The following is an 18,993-nucleotide window of genomic DNA, read 5'->3' as shown; positions in this document are numbered from 1 at the left end:
TATGCGATCGTCGGCAGCGTCAGATGTGTATAAGAGACAGCCGGCGGCGGGGGCGCGAGCGCAGGCATCTTGAGGGTCGCCGACGCGCCCGCGGCTGCCTCGGCCAACGCATTGGCGAAGTCGTGGCAGGTGTCGTACCGGTCCTTGGGATCTTTCGCCAAACCCTTGGCCATCACCGAATCAAACACGGCCAGTTCAGGTTTGGTGGCCGCGAGCTTGGGAACCGGGGAGCTCAGGTGGTGGCTGATGACGACTGCCGGGTTGCTGTGCGCATACGGCGGCGACCCGGTGAACAGGCGGTAGGCGGTGGCGGCCAGCGAGTACTGGTCGGCCCGGCCGTCGAGGGTCTGGCCCATCAGCTGTTCAGGCGCGGTGTAGGACATCGAGCCCACAGTGATGTTGGTGGACGTCAACCCGTTCACCTCGTCGGCCCGGCGTGCGATGCCGAAGTCGGTGAGCATGATCCTGCGTTTGGCACCGTGTTTGCCGGCGACCAGTATGTTGGCCGGTTTGACGTCGCGGTGCAGCAGCTTTCGCTGATGGGCGTAGTCGAGCGCGTCGCCCACCGCGGCTATGATCTCGATCACATCGGCGGCGGGCATCCCGGACGGATACACGTCGTGCAGCAGCCGGGCGGCGTCGTGACCGTCGACGTAGTCCATCGAGATCCACAACCGGCCTTCGAACTCGCCTCGATCGTGGACGCCCACGATGTGTGGGTGCCACAGCGTGGCGGCCATGTCGGCTTCGCGGATGAACCGCTGCCGGAACTCATTATCTGCGCTAACGGTCTGCGGAAGCACCTTCAGGGCGTCTTCGCGCGGCAGCCGGGGATGGGCCGCCAGATAGACCTCGCCCATGCCACCAGTGCCCACCAACCTGACGATGGTGAACCCCGCGAAGACTTGACCGCTAGCCAACGGCATGGGCGCAGACTACCGGGCGAGTGCCAGTCGCCACGACTTTGTGGCCCTATGGTGACCGCAAGTCAGACCGGTGACCATGCCGAGCCGCCGGAGCAGTCGTAGCTTGGTGTAGTGAGTCTTCCCAAGGATCTGCCTCGCACGGTCGGTGAGCTGCGCGCATCCGGGCACCGTGAGCGAGGCGTCAAAGCCGAAATTCGGGAGAATCTGCTGGCGGCCCTTGCCGACCGGCGTGACGTATGGCCCGGCATCCTCGGATTTGACGACACCGTGATTCCGCAACTGGAGCGGGCCCTGATCGCCGGACACGACGTGGTGCTGCTGGGCGAACGCGGTCAGGGCAAGACGCGACTGTTGCGGGCGTTGACCGGGCTTCTCGACGAGTGGACACCGGTGATCGCCGGCGCCGAACTGGGGGAGCACCCCTACAGCCCGATCACGCCGGAATCCATCCGGCGTGCTGCCGATTCCGGTGAGGACCTGCCGATCGAATGGCGGCACCGCAGCGAGCGGTACACCGAGAAGCTCGCTACTCCGGACACCAGCGTCGCCGACCTGGTCGGTGACATCGACCCGATCAAGGTGGCCGAGGGCCGCAGCCTCGGCGACCCCGAAACCATCGCCTACGGCCTGATTCCGCGGGCGCATCGCGGCATCGTGGCCGTCAACGAGCTGCCGGACCTCGCCGAGCGGATCCAGGTGTCGATGCTCAATGTGATGGAGGAGCGCGACATCCAGGTGCGTGGCTACACGCTGCGGCTGCCGCTCGATGTGCTCGTCGTCGCCAGCGCCAACCCCGAGGACTACACCAACCGCGGTCGCATCATCACCCCGCTCAAGGACCGGTTCGGCGCTGAGATCCGCACGCACTACCCGCTGGAGATCGAATCCGAGATCGGAGTGATCCGCCAGGAGGCGCACCTGTCCGCCGAGGTGCCCGACTATCTGCTCGGCGTGCTTGCCCGCTTCTCGCGCAATCTGCGGGAGTCGAGCTCGATCGATCAGCGATCGGGTGTGTCGGCGCGGTTCGCCATCGCGGCGGCCGAGACGGTCGCCGCCTCGGCCCGGCACCGTGCGGCGATCATCGGCGAGGACGATCCGGTGGCGCGCGTGGTGGATCTCGCCACCGTGATCGATGTGCTGCGCGGCAAGTTGGAGTTCGAGACCGGCGAGGAAGGCCGTGAGCAGGCCGTGTTGGAGCATCTGTTGCGCCGGGCAACCGCCGACACCGCGCAACGGCTGTTGGGCGGCATCGACGTCGGCCCCGTGGTGGCTGCTGTCGAGGAGGGCTCACCGGTGACCACCGGCGAGCGGGTGTCCGCCAAGGACGTACTGGCAGCCCTTCCCGCCCTGCCTGCACTGGACGCGGTGGCCGCACGACTGGGAGCCCGATCGGTCGGAGAACGGGCCGCAGCGATCGAACTGGCCCTGGAAGCGCTCTATCTGGCCAAGCGCATCGACAAGGTGTCGGGCGAGGGGGAGACGGTCTATGGCTAGTGGCCAGGCGGCCAGAGGGCACGGGCACACCTCGCGGTATTCGCGATACAGCGGCGGCCCGGATCCGCTGGCGCCCCCGATCGATCTGCGCGACGCACTCGAGCAGATCGGCCAGAACGTGATGGAGGGCAGCTCGCCGCGCCGCGCGCTCTCGGAGTTGCTGCGCCGCGGGACGCGTGACATGCGTGGCACCGACCGGCTGGCCGCCGAGGCCAATCGGCGTCGGCGGGAACTGCTGTCCCGCAACAATCTTGACGGCACGTTGCAGGAGATCAAGAAGCTGCTCGACGAGGCCGTGCTTGCCGAGCGCAAGGAGCTCGCCCGAGCCCTCGACGACGACGCCCGCTTCGGCGAACTGCAGCTCGAGTCGCTGTCGCCGTCACCCGCCAAGGCCGTGCAAGAGCTCTCGGAGTACTCGTGGCGCTCGCCGGAGGCCCGCGAAAAGTATGAGCAGATCAAGGATCTGCTCGGTCGCGAGATGCTCGATCAGCGTTTCGCCGGCATGAAGCAGGCGCTGGAGAACGCCACCGACGAGGACCGCCAGCGGGTCAACGACATGCTCGACGACTTGAACGACCTGCTGGACAAGCACGCCCGCGGCGAGGACACCCAGCAGGATTTTCAGGACTTCATGGACAAGCACGGCGAGTTCTTCCCGGAGAACCCGTCGAACATCGACGAGCTGCTCGACTCGCTCGCACAGCGCGCGGCCGCCGCGCAACGTTTCCGCAACAGCCTCTCGGCGCAGCAGCGCGCCGAGCTGGATGCCCTGGCGGAGCAGGCTTTCGGGTCTCCGTCGCTGATGAACGCGCTGAACCGGCTCGACGCCCACCTGCAAGCCGCGCGTCCCGGCGAGGACTGGTCGGGGTCGCAGCGGTTTTCCGGTGACAACCCGATGGGCATGGGCGAGGGCGCGCAGGCGCTGTCTGATATCGCCGAACTGGAGCAGCTCGCTGACGCGCTGTCGCAGAGCTATTCCGGGGCCACGATGGAGGACGTCGACCTCGACGCGCTGGCGCGTCAGCTGGGCGACCAGGCCGCCATCGATGCCCGCACGCTCGCCGAGCTGGAGCGGGCCCTGGTCAGCCAGGGCTTCCTGGACCGCGGCTCCGACGGGCAGTGGCGGCTGTCGCCCAAGGCCATGCGTCAACTGGGCCAGACCGCCCTGCGTGATGTGGCGCAACAACTTTCGGGCCGGCACGGGGAACGCGACACCCGTCGGGCCGGCGCGGCGGGCGAGCTGACGGGAGCGACCCGGCCCTGGCAGTTCGGCGACACCGAGCCGTGGAACGTCACCCGCACGGTGACCAACGCGGTGTTGCGGCAGGCGGGCACCGGTGTCGCGGAGCGGCCGATCCGGTTCGCCGTCGAAGACGTCGAGATCTCCGAGACCGAGACCCGCACCCAGGCGTGTGTAGCGCTGCTGGTCGACACCTCGTTCTCGATGGTCATGGAGAACCGCTGGCTGCCGATGAAACGCACGGCGCTGGCGCTACATCATCTCGTCAGCACGCGGTTCCGGTCAGATGCGTTGCAGATCATCGCGTTCGGACGCTACGCGCGCACGGTCAGCGCCGCCGAGTTGACCGCGCTGGAAGGGGTTTACGAGCAGGGCACCAATCTGCATCATGCGTTGGCGTTGGCGTCGCGGCATCTGCGGCGGCATCCCAACGCGCAGCCCGTCGTTCTCGTGGTCACCGACGGCGAACCCACCGCCCACCTGGAGGGATACGACGAGGGGGCCGAAGTGTTCTTCGACTATCCACCGCACCCCCGCACCCTCGCGCACACCGTGCGCGGTTTCGACGAGGTCGCCCGGCTCGGTGCGCAGGTGACGATCTTCCGGCTCGGCAGCGATCCGCAGCTGGCGCGGTTCGTCGACCAGGTCGCGCGGCACGTCGCCGGTCGCGTGGTGGTGCCCGATCTCGACGGGCTGGGTGCCGCGGTCGTCGGCGACTATCTGCGAACCCGCCGACGCTAAGTGCCCTGCGCCCGCCGGACCAGACGGCGGACGATTTCGTGCCCCGCCATGACCGCGTGCAGGGGACCCCACTCGGCGGGGAGGTAATCGCGGGCCCGCACCAATCGTGCTGCCAATTCCGGTGATTCGTCGTGCAATATGCGTCGCGCCCGACGCGCATGGAACGTGTTCGACGCGATCTTGATGGCCGGAGCGTCGGACAACAGCGGTATCGAATTCCTGATGTTCTCGACCGTCGTGCGCGACTGATCGTCGAGGTGAATGTTGGCCGCGGGCACTCCGCGTGACACGACGGCATAGTTGGCCATCATCTGCGCTTCCGAGAGTTCGGACCGCACGGCTCCGCCCGAGAACACGAAGCGCGCATGTGACGGATCGGTCGAGCGCATCGCGATGCGCACGCGCCAGCGGTGCAGGACAGGCTCGGGGCAGCCGAGAACGAGAATCGCCTCGCCGGGTGTGATCCGGCCGGGGTCAAGACCGTCGGCAGGCAGCGCGTCCCGTGATGCCCGCCATGTTCTCCATTCACACCACGCCAATACCGCACCGGCCGTGACCGTCGCGAGACGGAGGTTTCTGGTCCACGTGCTCATGGCGCCATTATCGTGCGTCCATTTCGACGACAGTGTTGCGCAGCCGGCCACGCAGCGACATTTGCGTCGAATTCGAGGCCGGGGGAGCCGAAATCGCTCGGCGTGCGTCTAAGCAGGTGTGCGCATTCCGTTCGTCGGCAGCGACGCCGTAGCCGCAGGTCACCTCACCAAGGGCCAACTGCGGCATCGGTACCGGCCGATCTATCGCGACGTGTACGTGCCGCTACGGCACCAGGTATCCCTACGAGATCGGATTCGCGGCGCGACGCTCACGTCCGGCGGCGTGATCGCCGGGGTGGCCGCGTCGGCGGTCCATGGCGCGAAATGGGTCGATGACGACGTCCCCGTCGAGGTGTTCACCGCGGGAAGGCACCAGCGTGGCCTGGTGATCCGCTACGACACGCTGCACGCCGACGAGGTCATGACAGTCGCAGGCATGCGCGTCACCACGCCTGCGCGTACCGCGTTCGACCTGGCCCGCCGCTTGCCTCGCGGCAAGGCCATCGAACGCCTGGATGCGCTCATGAACGCCTGCCCGTTCTCGCTCGAGGACGTCATGCTGATCGCCAAACGTCATCCCGGGGTCCGTGGCCTGCGTCGCCTCCGCGTGGCATTGCCACTCGTCGACGGCGGAGCCGAGTCGCCGAGGGAGACGTGGTTGCGGCTGCTGTTCGTCGACGCGGGATTACCCAGGCCGGCCACTCAATTCGTCGTCTCTGACCACGGCCGCTACGTGCGACGGATTGACATGTGCTGGGAGGAGTTCAAAGTGGGTGCCGAGTATGACGGCGAGCAACACCTCACCAGCCGTTCTCAGTACGCCCTGGATGTCCGGGTGAACCGCGTGCTGCAGCGCCTCGGCTGGCACGTCATCCATGTCATCAAAGAGGACGACGGCCGGGACATCGTCGACCAAGCACGCACAGCGCTGCGCTCACGTGGCTGGCAGGACAGCACGCGTGAGCGCGTCCGCTGAGCCGACCGTGGCGAGCGCCTGGGTGTGCTCGGCGGGTGTCCCGTATCCCCAGTCGACCAGGATGGTGGGGACGCCGTGTTCGGCTGCCCCGACGACGTCGTGCAGGCGATCGCCGACCATCACGGGATTGCTGGTGTCGACGCCGTCGGCGCTCAGCCGACGCAGTGCCTCGCCGACGATCGACGCCTTGTCACTGATGGTTTCGTCTCTCGACGCGCCTGAGACCGTGACGAAATAGTCGGCCAGGCCGAGCCGGCCGAGCACCTCGATCGCGGTGTGTTCAGGCTTCGACGTCGCCACCGCCATGGGAATACCTTGCTGCGCAAGTGCTTCCAGAGCCGGAAGGACCTCGTCGAACGGCCGGATGTCGGCATTGCCGATCCGTTGATAGTGCTTGCGGTACACCTGCCGCGCGTGCTCGGCCGTGGCGTCGTCGAACCCGAACCGCACCCGGAACGACTCTGCCGGTGGCGGGCCCACCCAGGTGCGCAGTTCGGCAGGCGGCGGGACGGGCAGGCCCAGCTCGCTCAGCGCCGCGGCGAAGGATTCGGTGATGTTCTTGGCGGAGTTGGCGATGGTGCCGTCGAGGTCGAACAGCACGCAGGTCCACTTGGTGTCGGGAGAACTCACTCGCCAACCCTAATCGGGTCGCGTGTGCCGATGGTGGCGGCCAAACGCGCCGAGTTCGACGAAAACGCTGCTCCCGGCGACGTGAACACGACACTTGCGTTGAAGTCGAGCTCCGCAGCATTGTGTACTTGTCGACAATCAGCAATCTCGCTATGCTGATCACGAGCGGCTCGCTCGGACAATTCGCGGTCACGAAGACCGCTCCCAGTGCAAAGGACACACACGATGACCAGGAAGCTCGGCGGCATCCTTGCCGCGGTATCCACCCCATTCGGTGCGGATGGCGAGGTCGACGAGAGCCGGCTGCGGTCTCATGTCGACTTCCTGATCGACAATGGTCTGCACGGCCTGGTGCCGGGTGGTAGCACCGGCGAGTTCGCGGCACTGACGCTCGACGAGCGCAAGCGGGTCAACGAGATCGTCATCGAACAGGCCGCGGGCCGGGTTCCCGTTGCGCCGCAGACCGGTTCGACGCGCACTGCCGAGGCGGTCGAGTTGTCCAAGCATGCCGCGGCCGCCGGAGCCGACGCGGTGCTGGTGGTGCAGCCGTTCTACGAGGCGCCGACGCGTCGTGAGGTCATCGAGTACTTCGCCACCGTCGGCGAATCAGCGGGCATCCCGGTGATCGCGTACAACCTGCCGGGCGTGACCGGCATGAACCTGGACCGGCCGTTCTACCGTCAGCTGCTTGAGCGCACCGACGCGGTCAAGTACGTCAAAGACACCTCCGGGTCCATCGAGCAGGCCTTCGATCTGATCTTCAACCTCGGCGACGTGATCGACACCTTCGTCGGCTGGGACACCATCGTGCTGCCGGCATTCTCCGCGGGCGCTGCCGGATCCATCTGGGGCGCACCGAATTTCGCCCCGAAGGAATGTGTCGCCATCTTCGAGCTGGCCAAGGAAGGCAAGACCGCCGAGGCCTTGGCCATCTTCAAGCGCCTGTGGAACGTGTTCGACTTCCTGGGCAAGGAAGGCTATGCCGTGTCGACCAAGGCGGTCGCGCAGGCCGTCGGCATCGATCTGGGCAGTGCCCGCGCCCCCTACGGCGACCTTGAGCCCGAAAAGCTCGATGAATTGCGCAAGCTGGTCGCCGAGACCGGACTCAACTACGCCTAACGTTCTGTACCGGGTCACCGGGGTCGTGGCTGCAACCGCGGCCCTGGCGACGCGAGCGCGCCGAGCCGAGGAGGACGCATGCGCTGGAGTCGGATGATCAACGTGGTGAAGTGCCACGTGGGCGGTGAGATCAACAACGTCGTCACCGGCGGCATCGGTGACGTGCCCGGCGCCACCGTGTTCGAGAAGATGAAGTTCTTCCGCGATCACGACGACGACCTGCGCAAGCTGCTGCTGCACGAACCCCGCGGCTCCGTCACTCATTGCGTGAATTACGTTGTGCCCGCCACTGATCCAGAAGCCCAGCTGGGCTATGTGATCTCCGAGTCGACGGAGTATCCGGCGATGTCAGGCTCGAACACCATCTGCGTCACCACCGCGCTACTGGAAACCGGGATGATCCGCATGGTCGAACCGGTCACCGACGTCGTGCTCGAGGCGCCCGCCGGGCTGATCCGCATTCGCTGCACCTGTCAGGACGGCAAGGTGACCAGCGTCGAGTTCGAGAATCAGCCCGCGTTCGCCTATCGATTGGCCGCGCCGCTGGAGCTCGAGGGCTATCCGACGCTGACCGTCGACGTGGCCTGGGGTGGCATGGCCTATGTGCTGGCATCGGCGCAGGAACTGGGCCTGCAGCTGACCCCCGACGAGGCCCGTGACCTGTGCGAACTCGGTCAGCGCGTGAAAACTGCTGCTGCTGAACAGATTCCGGTGACCCACCCGGAGAACCCCGAGTTTGCAGGAATCACCCAGACGGAGTTCGTCGGCCCGCTGGACCGGGTGGACGGCGTGCTGACGTCACGCAACGCCGTCATCGTCTCGCCCGGACGCCTCGACCGCTCACCGTGCGGCACCGGGACCTCGGCCCGGCTTGCGGTGCTCAAGGCCCAGGGGCTGATCGATGTCGGCGAGCCGTTCATCCACGAGTCGGTGATCGGGTCGCAGTTCGGCGCCCGCATCGACCGCATGAGCACCGTCGGGCCATACGACGCCGTCATCCCGCGGATCAGCGGCCAGGCCTACATCACCGAGATCAGTCAGGTCGGGCTCGACCCGGCCGATCCTTTCCCGACGGGATACAAGCTGTCCGACACCTGGCCGGTGTGAGCCGAATTCGACGCAAGTGTCGTGCGGACGCCCGTTGCGCGGCATTTTCGTCGAACTCGCGGAGCCTTGCCTAGGCTGGCGACATGACGGCAGAGCCGGAACCCGACGACCAGACCAACGAGCCGACCGAAATCACTTTCGACGAACACCTGCACCCCGCGCGGCCTCGGGCGTTGCGGTTTCGCCCGAGGGTCAAGTCGCCGTTCGTCCGCCGTTCGGTGGCCCAGGACGGGCCCGCCACCGGCGACAACCCGGCATATGTGTCCTGGCTGCTCAGCCAGTCGATGCTGGCCGACGCCAACGAGATCAGCCAGCAGTTTTCGGGCCAGGGCTCGATGTGGCAGAACCCCTATGCCACGCCCAGCCCGCGGGGCGCCGTCGAGACCGCGGCGGTCTGGTTCACGGCGTATCCGCTTTCGCTGATCACCCGTCCCGGGGAGTCGTTTCTCAAGGCCATGGCCGATGAGGACATGTGGAAGGCGTTCGCCGAGATCGGCGTCGATGCGATCCACACGGGCCCGGTCAAACGTGCGGGCGGCATCTCGGGCTGGCAGCTGACGCCGAGTGTCGACGGGCACTTCGACCGGATCAGCACTCAGATCGACCCGGCATTCGGGACCGAGGAAGAGTTCCGGCAGATGTGCGGGACGGCCAACTGGTACGGCGGCACCATCATCGACGACATCGTGCCCGGACACACCGGCAAGGGCGCGGATTTCCGGCTGGCCGAGATGAAATACGCCGACTATCCGGGCATTTACCACATGGTCGAGGTCGACCCCCTGGACTGGGGCCACCTGCCCGAGGTCCCGGCGGGCCACGATTCGGTCAACATCGACACCGTCACCGAGGACTGGCTCGACAAGGCCGGGTACATCATCGGGCGGCTGCAGCGGGTGATCTTCTACGCCGAAGGCGTCAAGGAGACCAACTGGAGCGTCACCCGCCCTGTCATGGGCATCGACGGCGTGGAGCGGCGCTGGGTCTATCTGCACTACTTCAAGGACGGGCAGCCGTCCATCAACTGGCTGGACCCGTCGTTCGCGGGTATGCGGCTGGTGATCGGCGATGCGCTGCATTCCCTGGCCGACCTGGGCACCGGTGGACTTCGCCTGGACGCCAACGGTTTTCTGGGTGCGGAGAAGACGGCAGCCGAGGACAGCACCGCCTGGTCGGAGGGCCACCCGCTCTCAGAGGCGGCCAACCACCTGATCGCCAGCATGGTCCGCAAGGTGGGCGGGTTCACATTCCAAGAGTTGAACCTGACCATCGACGACATCCGGGAGATCGGGGAGGCCGGCGCTGACCTGTCCTACGACTTCATCAACCGCCCGGCCTACCAGCATGCGTTGGCCACCGCAGATACCGAGTTCCTGCGGTTGACGCTGCGCACCACCCTCGAACTCGGCGTCGAGCCGGCTTCGCTGGTGCATGCGTTGCAGAACCACGACGAGCTGACCTACGAGCTGGTGCACTGGTCGACCGGCCACCGCGACGACATCTACACCTTCCGGGGTGAGGAGGTCACAGGGGAAGCCCTGGGCGACATCATCCGTGGCGACCTCACCGAGAAGCTCACCGGTGAGAATGCCCCGTACAACCTGGTTTTCACCACCAACGGCATCGCCTGCACCACTGCGACCGTCATCGCCGCGACGCTGGGCATCACCGATCTCGACGACATCGAGGATATCGATCGGATCCGGCGGGCTCACCTGTTGCTGGCGATGTTCAATGCGCTGCAGCCGGGCGTGTTCGCGCTGTCGGGCTGGGACATGTGCGGGATGCTGACGTTGCCGCGCGCCGACGTCGAGGAGCTGCTGCACGGCGGCGACACCAGGTGGATTCACCGCGCCGCGCACGACCTGATGGGGCACAATCCGACGGCAACCCGATCGATCGCCGGGATGCCCAGGGGGAGAAGCCTTTACGGGTCGATCCCGGAGCAGCTCGCGGACGAGACCAGTTTCCTGCGGCAGCTGCAGGCCATTCTGCGGGTGCGCAAGCACTACGAGATCGCGACCAGCCGACAGGTCGACATCCCCGAGGTGTCCCATCGCGGCATGCTGGTGCTCGTCCATGAGCTCGCGGGCGGTGACCACCAGCTCACGGTGCTCAACTTCGCCAACGAGGAGATCGCGGGCACTGTCCGCTCGAAGGCACTGCCGCCCGGCGCGTCGGTGTCGGACATGTTCACCGGCAAGCCCTTGGCGACCGTCGACGATCTGCACAGCTTCGCGATCGAAATGCCCGCCCACCACGGCATGTCGCTGCTGGTGGACGGGCTCGAAACGGTCGGTAAGAAAGAGTCTCAGCCCAGCCGATAGGTGAACTGGTACTTGCTGCCGTCGGGCGTGATGTGGGCCAGCGCCATTTCCCCGCGCGCCGCGAAGTAGCGTCCGGTGCCGCCGGTGATGGACAAGACCGAATCCGCGGCGTCGAAAAATGGGCCCTGGACAGTGATCTGGCCGTCGGCGAGGCTCAGTGTCCAGCCGCAGTCCCACTCCACGCCGACCACGGTGCGGGTGCACACGCCGGTGGATTTGCCCACGGGTTGCCCGTCGGCGGCGTCGAAGACCTCGTTGGAAAAGGTGAGCAGATCGCCGACGCTGTCGCCCTTGGCGCCGAGATCGGTGACGGTGTCGGTCGTGGCGTGTTCGATCACCGTGACGGTGCCGGGATCGGCAGTTGCCGCGGCCGATGTGGCGACAGCGACACCACCCAGTGCCGCGACGGCGATCATGAGGCTGGGAACAGCGTTGGGGCGCATGGTTTTTCTCCTGATGTCGGTCAGTGTTCGAGGGAGGTTTCGGGAACGGTACCCGCGCGGCGCAAGGCCCGCAGGCGATCGGCGACCTCGATCGCGTCGTTCTCAGGGATGTCGACGCTGTGGCGGTCGGGCTTGCCGAGCAGCAGATACATCGCGCCGGAACCGATCACGACCACCAGGCCGATGGCCACGATCCAGCGATTGACGAATCCTTCGGACCCGGGCACGGGGATCACCATCAGGATCATTGCGGTGATGCCGTAGAGCAGCGCGATGACGTTGACGGCCATACCGAAGCGGCCGAGAGTCCAGACCCCGCCGGGACGCCAGCCCTTCAGGCGCTGGCGCAGTGCGGCGAGCACCACGGCTTGGAATGCGATGTAGATGCCGCACACCGCGAATGCCGTGATGCGGGGGAGTGCGTCAGGATTCCAGTAGACGAAGAGGCACAAGACGATCGGCACCAGGCACGCGGTCAGCAATGCGTTCGTCGGCACGTGGTTGGCCGACATGCGCGACAGCCAGGAGCTGGCGGGAAGCATGCGGTCTCGCGCGAACGAGTACAGCAGCCGGCTGGCCGCAGCCTGCAGCGAGAGCACGCAGGAGACGAAGGCCGTCACAGCGATGACGAGAAACAGCTTGGATCCGAGATGGCCGAGTGCGCCGTCGAGGATGGACGGGATCGGGTCGGTCACTGCGCCGTTGACGATCTCCTGCAGGTTCGGGGCCGCCAGCACGTAGCCGACGTACGACATGAGCGCAGACACGCCGCCGATGACGATCGTGAGGATCATCGCCTTGGGAATACCGCGGCCCGGGTCGGCGACCTCTTCGGCGACATCGCCGCATGCCTCGAATCCGTAGAACAGGAACAGGCCCGTCAACGCCGACGCGATGAACGCGAGGACGTACGGCTGATCGCCGCCCGCGCCCATCGAGTCGAACAGGATGCCGAACGAGTGCTTACGTTCGAACAGCAGCAGATACAGCCCTAACGCGATGACGCCGATCAACTCGGCGGCCAGACCGATGCGCGCGATGCGGGCCAGGGCCTTGGTCCCGCTGAAGTTGAACGCCAGGGCCAGGAGTAGCAGACCCACGGCGATCGCGAGGCCGCTGAGGTCCGACGCCGCGATGCCGAACAGCGGTCCGACGAACGCCGCGCCGAATTCGGCGACCGACGTGACGGTCACGATCATGGCGCAGAGGTAGATCCAGGAGACCAGCCAGGCGTACTTGCGTCCCCACAGCCGGCGTGTCCACGGGTAGATGCCGCCGGCGACGGGGTACTGCGAGACCACTTCGCCCATCACGAGTGCGACGGTCATCTGACCGAGCCCGACGATCACGATCCACCACATGGACGGCGGACCGCCCAGCGTGAGACTGAACGCGAACAGCGAGTACACGCCCACCAGCGGGGACAGGTAGGTGAATCCCAGCGACAGATTGGCGAACAAGCCCATCGAGCGCTTGAACTCGCCCGTGTAGCCGAGCACGGCCAGCTGCTCGTCGTCCCCGTTACGGGCACTTTCGTTCGGCGTGGTCATCGAGTCGAATCTCTCCCTCACTCAGTCATGAATGAATGAGAGTGTGTGCCACGCCACTGCTCCACGACACGTGACGTGTTGGAGCGTCAGTGGTGCGCGGCACGCCGAATTGGCGCTTGCCAAGAACTCCTAGGCCGCGGGGCGAAGCCGGGCAATGATGCCGTCGAGGTCGATGGCAAACATCTCGGGTCGGAACACGTGGCCGCCGGGCACCTCATGCCAGTCTTGGGGAATGCCTGCGGCGTCGAGCAATCCGCGGAACTCTCGCTGGCCGGCGAGCACCTCGGTCTCGTTCGCGCTGTCGAACCAGTTGATCGGGTCCGGGCTGGTGCCGGCCACCAGGAAGACCCGCTTGTTGCGGTAACTTTCGATGCGCTCGACCGGGTTGTCGGCGCTGACCCTGGCCTGGTCCCACAGCGGTGCGCCGTAGACCGTTCCGCCGGCCAGGTCGAGAACTGCCGATGTGATGTTGGCCCAGTGCACGACGAGTCCGAAGTCGCGGCGCAGGCTCGCCGGCCCCGAGTGGGCGCTCACCGACGCGAAATGGCCGTAGTACTTGGCGGCGTACTTCAGGGCGCCGAAGCCGCCCATCGAGAATCCGCCCACTGCGCGTCCGTCGTATTCGGCATAGGCACGGAAGTTCGCTTCGATCCAGGGCAGCAATTGGGCGATGTGGAAGGTCTCCCAGTTGCGCGGCCCGACGAATGAACTGACGGGATTGGAGTACCAGCCCGCGTGCCCGCCGTCGGGCATCACGACGATGATCGGCTTACCCGCTGTCCAGTCGCGGATGCCCATGAAGTCGAACGAGCGGAAATCGTCGTTGCCACCGTGGTACATGTACAGCACGGGATAGGTGCGGCCGCTGCTCTGATAGTCGTCGGGCAGCAGCACATTGACGCCGGGGTTCCACCCGATGGCGTCGGTCTGGAAGCGGTAGTACCAGAGCCGCGGGTCGCTCTCGTTGCGGTCGACGATGCGCAGACCGAAGCCGTCGCTGCGCCCGGCGAAGATGATCAGCGACTGCCCGACCGATAAAGCGTTGGGGTCGGCGATGCCGTTGACGGTGGCGATCACGGGGAAGAAGTTGGCGTCACCGTAGAAGCGCAACGCCAGTGCCGACAACGTATCCCCGGAAGCAACGTGGTATTTCGTGACGTTCGGGATGATCAGCTGCTGACCTGCGACCAGTGCCGAGTTGTCGGCGATGCCGCTGGATGCGGCGATCAAGTGGGCCAGGCCCGCGTCGCCGTAGAAGCGCACGGCCAAGTCCGACAAGGTGTCTCCCGCGGCGGCGGGGTACCGGGTGAAGTCGGGAAAGATGAGCTGTTGTCCGATATTGATGACGTTGGGGTCGGTGACGCCGCTGGCGGTGGCGACCAGCCGGTACAACTCGGCTTCGCCGTAGTAGCGCAACGCCAATGCCCACAGCGTTTCTCCCGCGACCACCGTGTGTGTTCTGACCATTTCCGTCTCACTCCCCTCGCGTCGAAACAGGCTCTACTTCGATTGTGCGCCCGTTTCAGGGGAATCGGTGGAATGGAATTGGTAGCCGGCCGATTCGTCGTCGACGCGCCACACGTCGACCTCGCCGTCGATGAAACAGACGAGCCAGCAGATGCCGGAGGCGGACGGCACCGTCATCGCGATCTGGGCCCACGGGGTGTAGCGGTGGGGGTCTCGCGAATCCAGACGCCGCACGTATTGGCGTACCCGGACATCTGGGTCGGTCGTTGCGGTGCCGTCTTCCTCGGTCATGACAGGCTCAGGATGACCTGCTTGGTGCGGGTGAATTCCTCGAGTCCCGCGGTGCCGCCTTCTTTGCCGTAACCCGAACCTTTGAACCCGCCGAGCGGACCTTCCGGTCCGACGGCCATGTGGTTGTTCACCCACACCACGCCCGCCTCAATTGCGTTGACATTGCGCAACGCTCGGCCGATGTCGCGGGTCCACACCGAGGCGGCCAGCCCTTGTTCGACGGCGTTGGCCTTCGCGAGCGCGTCGGCTTCGTCGGTGAATGTCTGGACGGTGGCAACCGGTCCGAAGATCTCCTGCTGCACGAGATCGTCGTCCTGGCCGAGGCCGGTGATCAGCGTGGGCTCGAAGAAGAAGCCCGGCCGGTCGAGGGCGTGGCCGCCGGTGACGAGCTCAGCACCGGCGGTCCGGCCGTCCACCAGACCGACCACCCGATCGCGCTGCACCTGCGAGATGAGCGGTCCCAGAACCGTGTTGGGATCTGAGGCATCCCCGACGTTGACGGCCTTGAGCTGATCGGCCAGCGCTGCGACGAAGGTGTCGTGGATCTTCTCGCTGACCAGCATCCGCGTCGCCGACATGCACTCCTGGCCTGCGTTGAACAACACGCCGTTGGTCAGGATGGGCAACGCGGCTTCGAGATCGACGTCGTCGTAGACGATCACCGGTGCGTTGCCGCCCAGCTCGAGTACCAGTCGCTTGGGGGTGCTTCCGGCTGCGGCGGCGATCTTGCGGCCTGCCGCAGTGGAACCGGTGAACGACACCAGGTTCACGTCGGGATGACGCACGAGGGCGTCGCCGATCACGTCTCCGGATCCGTGGACGATGTTGAGCACGCCAGGCGGCAGGACCTCTTGGGCCAGTTCGGCAAAACGGATGGTGGCCAGCGGTGTCAGCTCGGCCGGTTTGATCACCACGGTGTTGCCCGCGGCCAATGCGGGCCCGAGCTTCCACACCGCCTGCCACAGCGGGAAATTCCACGGCGTGATGCCGAGGACAACGCCGAGTGGTTCGCGGCGGGTGTAGCTGCTGTTGTTCTCGACGAATTCGCCGGCCGCCTGGGCGGTGAGAACGCGTGCGGCACCGGCGAAGTGGCGCAGCGCTCCCGCGATGCCGGGCAGTTCCACATCCCTGGCCGCCGTGGTGGGTTTGCCTGCGTCAATCGTCTCCAGCCGGGCCAGTTCGTCGATGTTGTCCTCGAGGACCTTGACGAGTTGATGCAGTAGTTCGGATCGGGCGCCCGCAGTGCGCGCCGCCCACGCGGGAAACGCTGCGCGGGCCGCGGCGACGGCGCGATCGGCGTCGTCGACGGTGGACTCGGTCACCTCGGCTATCACCTCACCGGTCGACGGATTGAGCACCTCGCGGGCCTGGTCGGAGGAGCCGGGAAGTGTCTTGCCGTCAATGAGGTTCGCGACGGAGATGGTCATAGCGGAGTGCCTTTCGGTTCTGTGTGGATCAGAGGTGGCCGGTTTGCGTATCGATGGACTTGCCGCGGCGGCTCTTCGGGATCGTCATGTAGATCACTGCGCCCGCGCCGATCACCATCACCATGCCCAGCCCGACATGGATCGGGTCGGAGTAGACCAGCAGGGTGCACAGGACGGCCGACCACGCGATCGCGAGGACGAAGATCACCGGGCTCAATTTGCCGTAATGCCAAGGATGTTTGGGGAGCTTCTTCTTGAGCAGGGCGTACAGGCCGACGGTGACGACGACGCCGTAGGCCAGGCCCCACGCCAGTGCGGTCATGGCGGTCAGCACCGACAGCAGCGACGACCACAGGGCGAAGACGACCGACAGCGCGAAGATCGTCAGCGTCGCGTTGATCGGGATGCGTTGCGTGCTCACTTTGCGCATCCAGGGCGCGGCGGGAATCTGGCCGTCGCGGGCTTGCGACCACAGCACGCGAATACCGGTGAGCTGCAACATGACTACGGCGGCGAACAGGGCGACGATCGCGACCGCTTCGAAGACGTTCGCGAAGGCCGAGCCGACCGCGGTGTCGAGGATGTCCTTGACCGGCAGGGCGCTGCCCATGATGGCGGGCAGGTCCTGGATGGCCAGCATCAGCATCCCCACCATGACGACACCGACGACGTAGGACGACACGTTGGCCAGTACGGAGGCCAGCGGTGCTTTCAGCGCGGCGTTCTTGGTCTCTTCGGACGCGTTGCCGGTCGCGTCGAAGGACGATATGGCGTAGGCGGGCAGGATCATCGCGAACAGGAACGGGACGAACCAGTGGCCGCCTGTGGCGGTGCCGCCGGAGTCGGTGAGGAAGGCCAACGGCTGGGTCGGATGCTTGAAGAACACCAGCACGCCGATGAGGCCGAACACGCAGATGCATTCGGCGACGACACCGATATTGTTCAGCAGCGCCGCAACTTTGACGCCGGCGATGTTGATGATCGTGGCCAGGACGATCAGCCCGAGTGTCCAAGGCAGCGCGTCGACCGCATTCTCGAACGTCACACCGAACCAGCCGGCGATGAACGGGGCGATGCTCACCGAGCAGGCGGTGACGGCGACGGTGTGCGCGATCAGCAGCCACCAGCCGGTCTGCCATGCCAGCCAGGGCTTGCCGGTGATGCGCCCGGTGATCTGGTAGACGCCGCCGGCCAGTGGGTAGGACGACACCAGCATGGCCACGGCGAGTCCGACGGTGAACACCTGCAACGCGCCGCCGACGAGGAACGACCAGAACGCGGCAGGCCCGAAGAAGCCGATGCCGACGACCAGGGTGGTGAAAATGCCCGAGGCGATGGCGATCGAGGTGAACTGGACGCCGAACGCCGAGAACAGTCCCAGGCTGCGGTTGAGTTCCTGCTTGTAGCCGAGCTTCTCAAGGTAGGCGGCGTCGGCGTCGACTGCAGGAGTGGACGGAGGTCGACGGTGGAACACGCCAGACTCCTCGGGGGTAATCGCCATGGTGACCTCATGTTTTCAATAAGCGGGGGATGCGGCTGCGGAATGGATGACGGCTGACCCGCGACCCTTGTTTTGTACTACTGTCGACAATCTACACGTCTGGGAAGGTGATCGCAATCACTATTTGGCGGCTAGCGGCCCGTCATAGGCGTCGGCGGGAGGGGCCATCGCACGTCGACGAGCCCGCGGCCCGGCGGTCTCTGGGTGCTCAGGGCAGCGGGCATTGCGAGCTCAGGGAGCGGGCGCTTCACGCCTTCCTGGCGGCCGCTTCGGCTTGGGGCCGGCCACCGTGCACGTGCCGGTCGATTTCGGCGGTGATGGCGTCCAGATCGCCGGTGTCGATGATCTTCAGCAACCGCTTGTGATCGGCGACCATGTCGTGCAGGTCGGCGAAGGCCTGGTGATCGGCCGAGAAGAACAGTTGCAGTTGAGCTTCCCAGCTGCGCCACAACTCCAAAAGCAGTTTGTGGCCGGACAATTCATAAAATCCCCGGTGAAAGCTCATGTGAGCGTCGATGGTCGCCGTGGGATCGTTGTTGTCTGCGCCGATCTCCATGTCCTCAAGTGCGCGGGTCACCTTCACGCGCCCGCTTCCGCGCAGGCTCGGCAGCGCCAGTTCGATGGCGTATGGCTCGAGACGCTTGCGGAGGCTGGCGATTTCGGCCATCCCGTCAGCGCTGACTTCGGCGACGAACGCGCCGCGGTAGGGGATCTTGTCGACGAGCCCTTCTTCGGCGAGCAGGCCCAACGCTTCGCGCAGGGGTGCCCGGCTGACGCCGAGGTCGGTGGCGAGGTGGGTTTCGCGTAGCTGGCTTCCGGGCTTGAGGGTTCCGTCGAGGATCGCGGTACGGAGCACCTGGGCGACAGAACTCGGCGTCGTCCGTTGCGTGATTCGCCCCAGCGATACCGCGTCACGGCCTGCCTCGCTCAGCGTTGACAGCGCGCCGTCTTGCGGGACTGCAGCCATCAGGAAACTCCTCCCAGCCTTGTTGCCTAATTGTCGACAGTAGTCCTTCACGCTGTGCTGTCTACGTCGTACGGCATGTGCGGCCAGATGTCGTCGATGGGGTTGGGCAGCCAGGCTTCGTCGGTGATCAACGGGATCTCACCGGTGGCGAGCCGCTGGAGCAGCTGCCGCCCCCAGTCGACGAGGTGCACGGC

At 66.0% G+C, this 18,993-nt stretch carries 17 protein-coding genes; 6 read left to right on the top strand and 11 right to left on the bottom strand.

Translation table 11 applies throughout. The features are described from left to right. A partial coding sequence (locus A5784_RS17770; protein WP_232006097.1) for a serine/threonine-protein kinase occupies window positions 1-926 on the bottom strand: 926 nt, incomplete at its 3' end. 111 nt (window positions 927-1,037) lie between these two features. Here A5784_RS17770 and A5784_RS17765 point away from each other — a divergent pair. Beyond that, complete coding sequence (locus tag A5784_RS17765; RefSeq protein WP_064946206.1) at window positions 1,038-2,420, top strand: sigma 54-interacting transcriptional regulator; 1,383 nt, start codon at window positions 1,038-1,040, stop codon at window positions 2,418-2,420. Continuing rightward, window positions 2,413-4,401, top strand: a complete 1,989-nt coding sequence (locus A5784_RS17760) for a vWA domain-containing protein (RefSeq protein WP_064946205.1) — start codon at window positions 2,413-2,415, stop codon at window positions 4,399-4,401. Before A5784_RS17765 ends, A5784_RS17760 begins: the two co-directional genes overlap by 8 nt. Here the strand turns inward: A5784_RS17760 and A5784_RS17755 are convergent. After that, the gene (locus tag A5784_RS17755) at window positions 4,398-4,994 is read right to left on the bottom strand and encodes a YdcF family protein (RefSeq protein WP_064946204.1); all 597 of its coding nucleotides are present in this window, start codon (window positions 4,992-4,994) and stop codon (window positions 4,398-4,400) included. The two genes, A5784_RS17760 and A5784_RS17755, sit on opposite strands and share 4 nt — an antisense overlap. A 118-nt stretch (window positions 4,995-5,112) precedes the next feature. Here A5784_RS17755 and A5784_RS17750 point away from each other — a divergent pair, with 118 nt between their 5' ends. Further along, window positions 5,113-5,970 (top strand): type IV toxin-antitoxin system AbiEi family antitoxin, encoded by an 858-nt coding sequence (locus A5784_RS17750; RefSeq protein ID WP_064946203.1) that lies wholly within the window; start codon window positions 5,113-5,115, stop codon window positions 5,968-5,970. Here A5784_RS17750 and A5784_RS17745 read toward each other — a convergent pair. Next, entirely contained in the window at window positions 5,929-6,600 is a 672-nt protein-coding gene (locus A5784_RS17745) for an HAD hydrolase-like protein (RefSeq protein ID WP_064946202.1), read from the bottom strand. The two genes, A5784_RS17750 and A5784_RS17745, sit on opposite strands and share 42 nt — an antisense overlap. 225 nt (window positions 6,601-6,825) lie before the next feature. On the opposite strand from A5784_RS17745, the gene A5784_RS17740 reads away from it, so the two are divergent. The 3 genes from A5784_RS17740 to treS all read left to right on the top strand — a co-directional run bounded on the left by A5784_RS17740 (window position 6,826) and on the right by treS (window position 11,153). Further along, the gene (locus A5784_RS17740) at window positions 6,826-7,719 is read left to right on the top strand and encodes a dihydrodipicolinate synthase family protein (protein WP_064946201.1); all 894 of its coding nucleotides are present in this window, start codon (window positions 6,826-6,828) and stop codon (window positions 7,717-7,719) included. A 78-nt stretch (window positions 7,720-7,797) separates the two neighbouring features. Then, entirely contained in the window at window positions 7,798-8,826 is a 1,029-nt protein-coding gene (locus A5784_RS17735; RefSeq protein ID WP_064946200.1) for a proline racemase family protein, read from the top strand. 83 nt (window positions 8,827-8,909) lie between these two features. Further along, window positions 8,910-11,153, top strand: a complete 2,244-nt coding sequence (gene treS / locus A5784_RS17730; RefSeq protein ID WP_064946199.1) for a maltose alpha-D-glucosyltransferase — start codon at window positions 8,910-8,912, stop codon at window positions 11,151-11,153. On the opposite strand, the gene A5784_RS17725 is transcribed toward treS, so the two are convergent. From A5784_RS17725 to A5784_RS38350, 8 genes are all read right to left on the bottom strand, one after another. After that, on the bottom strand, window positions 11,138-11,596 hold the full coding sequence (locus A5784_RS17725) for an allene oxide cyclase family protein (RefSeq protein WP_064946198.1): 459 nt from the start codon (window positions 11,594-11,596) through the stop codon (window positions 11,138-11,140). The genes treS and A5784_RS17725 overlap by 16 nt on opposite strands. A 20-nt stretch (window positions 11,597-11,616) precedes the next feature. Further along, window positions 11,617-13,146: an APC family permease gene (locus A5784_RS17720; protein WP_082944910.1), complete on the bottom strand. Its 1,530-nt coding sequence runs from the start codon at window positions 13,144-13,146 to the stop codon at window positions 11,617-11,619. A 129-nt stretch (window positions 13,147-13,275) separates the two neighbouring features. After that, window positions 13,276-14,613: an alpha/beta hydrolase-fold protein gene (locus tag A5784_RS17715; protein WP_064946197.1), complete on the bottom strand. Its 1,338-nt coding sequence runs from the start codon at window positions 14,611-14,613 to the stop codon at window positions 13,276-13,278. Between the two features lie 33 nt (window positions 14,614-14,646). Continuing rightward, the gene (locus tag A5784_RS17710; protein WP_064946196.1) at window positions 14,647-14,904 is read right to left on the bottom strand and encodes a hypothetical protein; all 258 of its coding nucleotides are present in this window, start codon (window positions 14,902-14,904) and stop codon (window positions 14,647-14,649) included. Next, window positions 14,901-16,331, bottom strand: coding sequence for an aldehyde dehydrogenase family protein (locus A5784_RS17705; RefSeq protein WP_064946195.1), 1,431 nt, complete (start codon window positions 16,329-16,331; stop codon window positions 14,901-14,903). Before A5784_RS17705 ends, A5784_RS17710 begins: the two co-directional genes overlap by 4 nt. A 28-nt stretch (window positions 16,332-16,359) precedes the next feature. Continuing rightward, window positions 16,360-17,832, bottom strand: coding sequence for an APC family permease (locus A5784_RS17700; protein WP_082944909.1), 1,473 nt, complete (start codon window positions 17,830-17,832; stop codon window positions 16,360-16,362). 247 nt (window positions 17,833-18,079) lie between these two features. After that, window positions 18,080-18,799 (bottom strand): GntR family transcriptional regulator, encoded by a 720-nt coding sequence (locus tag A5784_RS17695; protein ID WP_064946194.1) that lies wholly within the window; start codon window positions 18,797-18,799, stop codon window positions 18,080-18,082. A 47-nt stretch (window positions 18,800-18,846) separates the two neighbouring features. Continuing rightward, window positions 18,847-18,990, bottom strand: a complete 144-nt coding sequence (locus A5784_RS38350) for a hypothetical protein (RefSeq protein ID WP_156750628.1) — start codon at window positions 18,988-18,990, stop codon at window positions 18,847-18,849. Window positions 18,991-18,993: the final 3 nt, after the last annotated feature.

The sequence above is a fragment of the Mycobacterium sp. 852013-50091_SCH5140682 genome (assembly GCF_001665685.1).
Taxonomy (GTDB): Bacteria; Actinomycetota; Actinomycetes; order Mycobacteriales; family Mycobacteriaceae; genus Mycobacterium.
The sequence above is the reverse complement of the archived record's forward strand: the minus strand, read 5'-3'. Positions and strand labels throughout refer to the sequence as shown.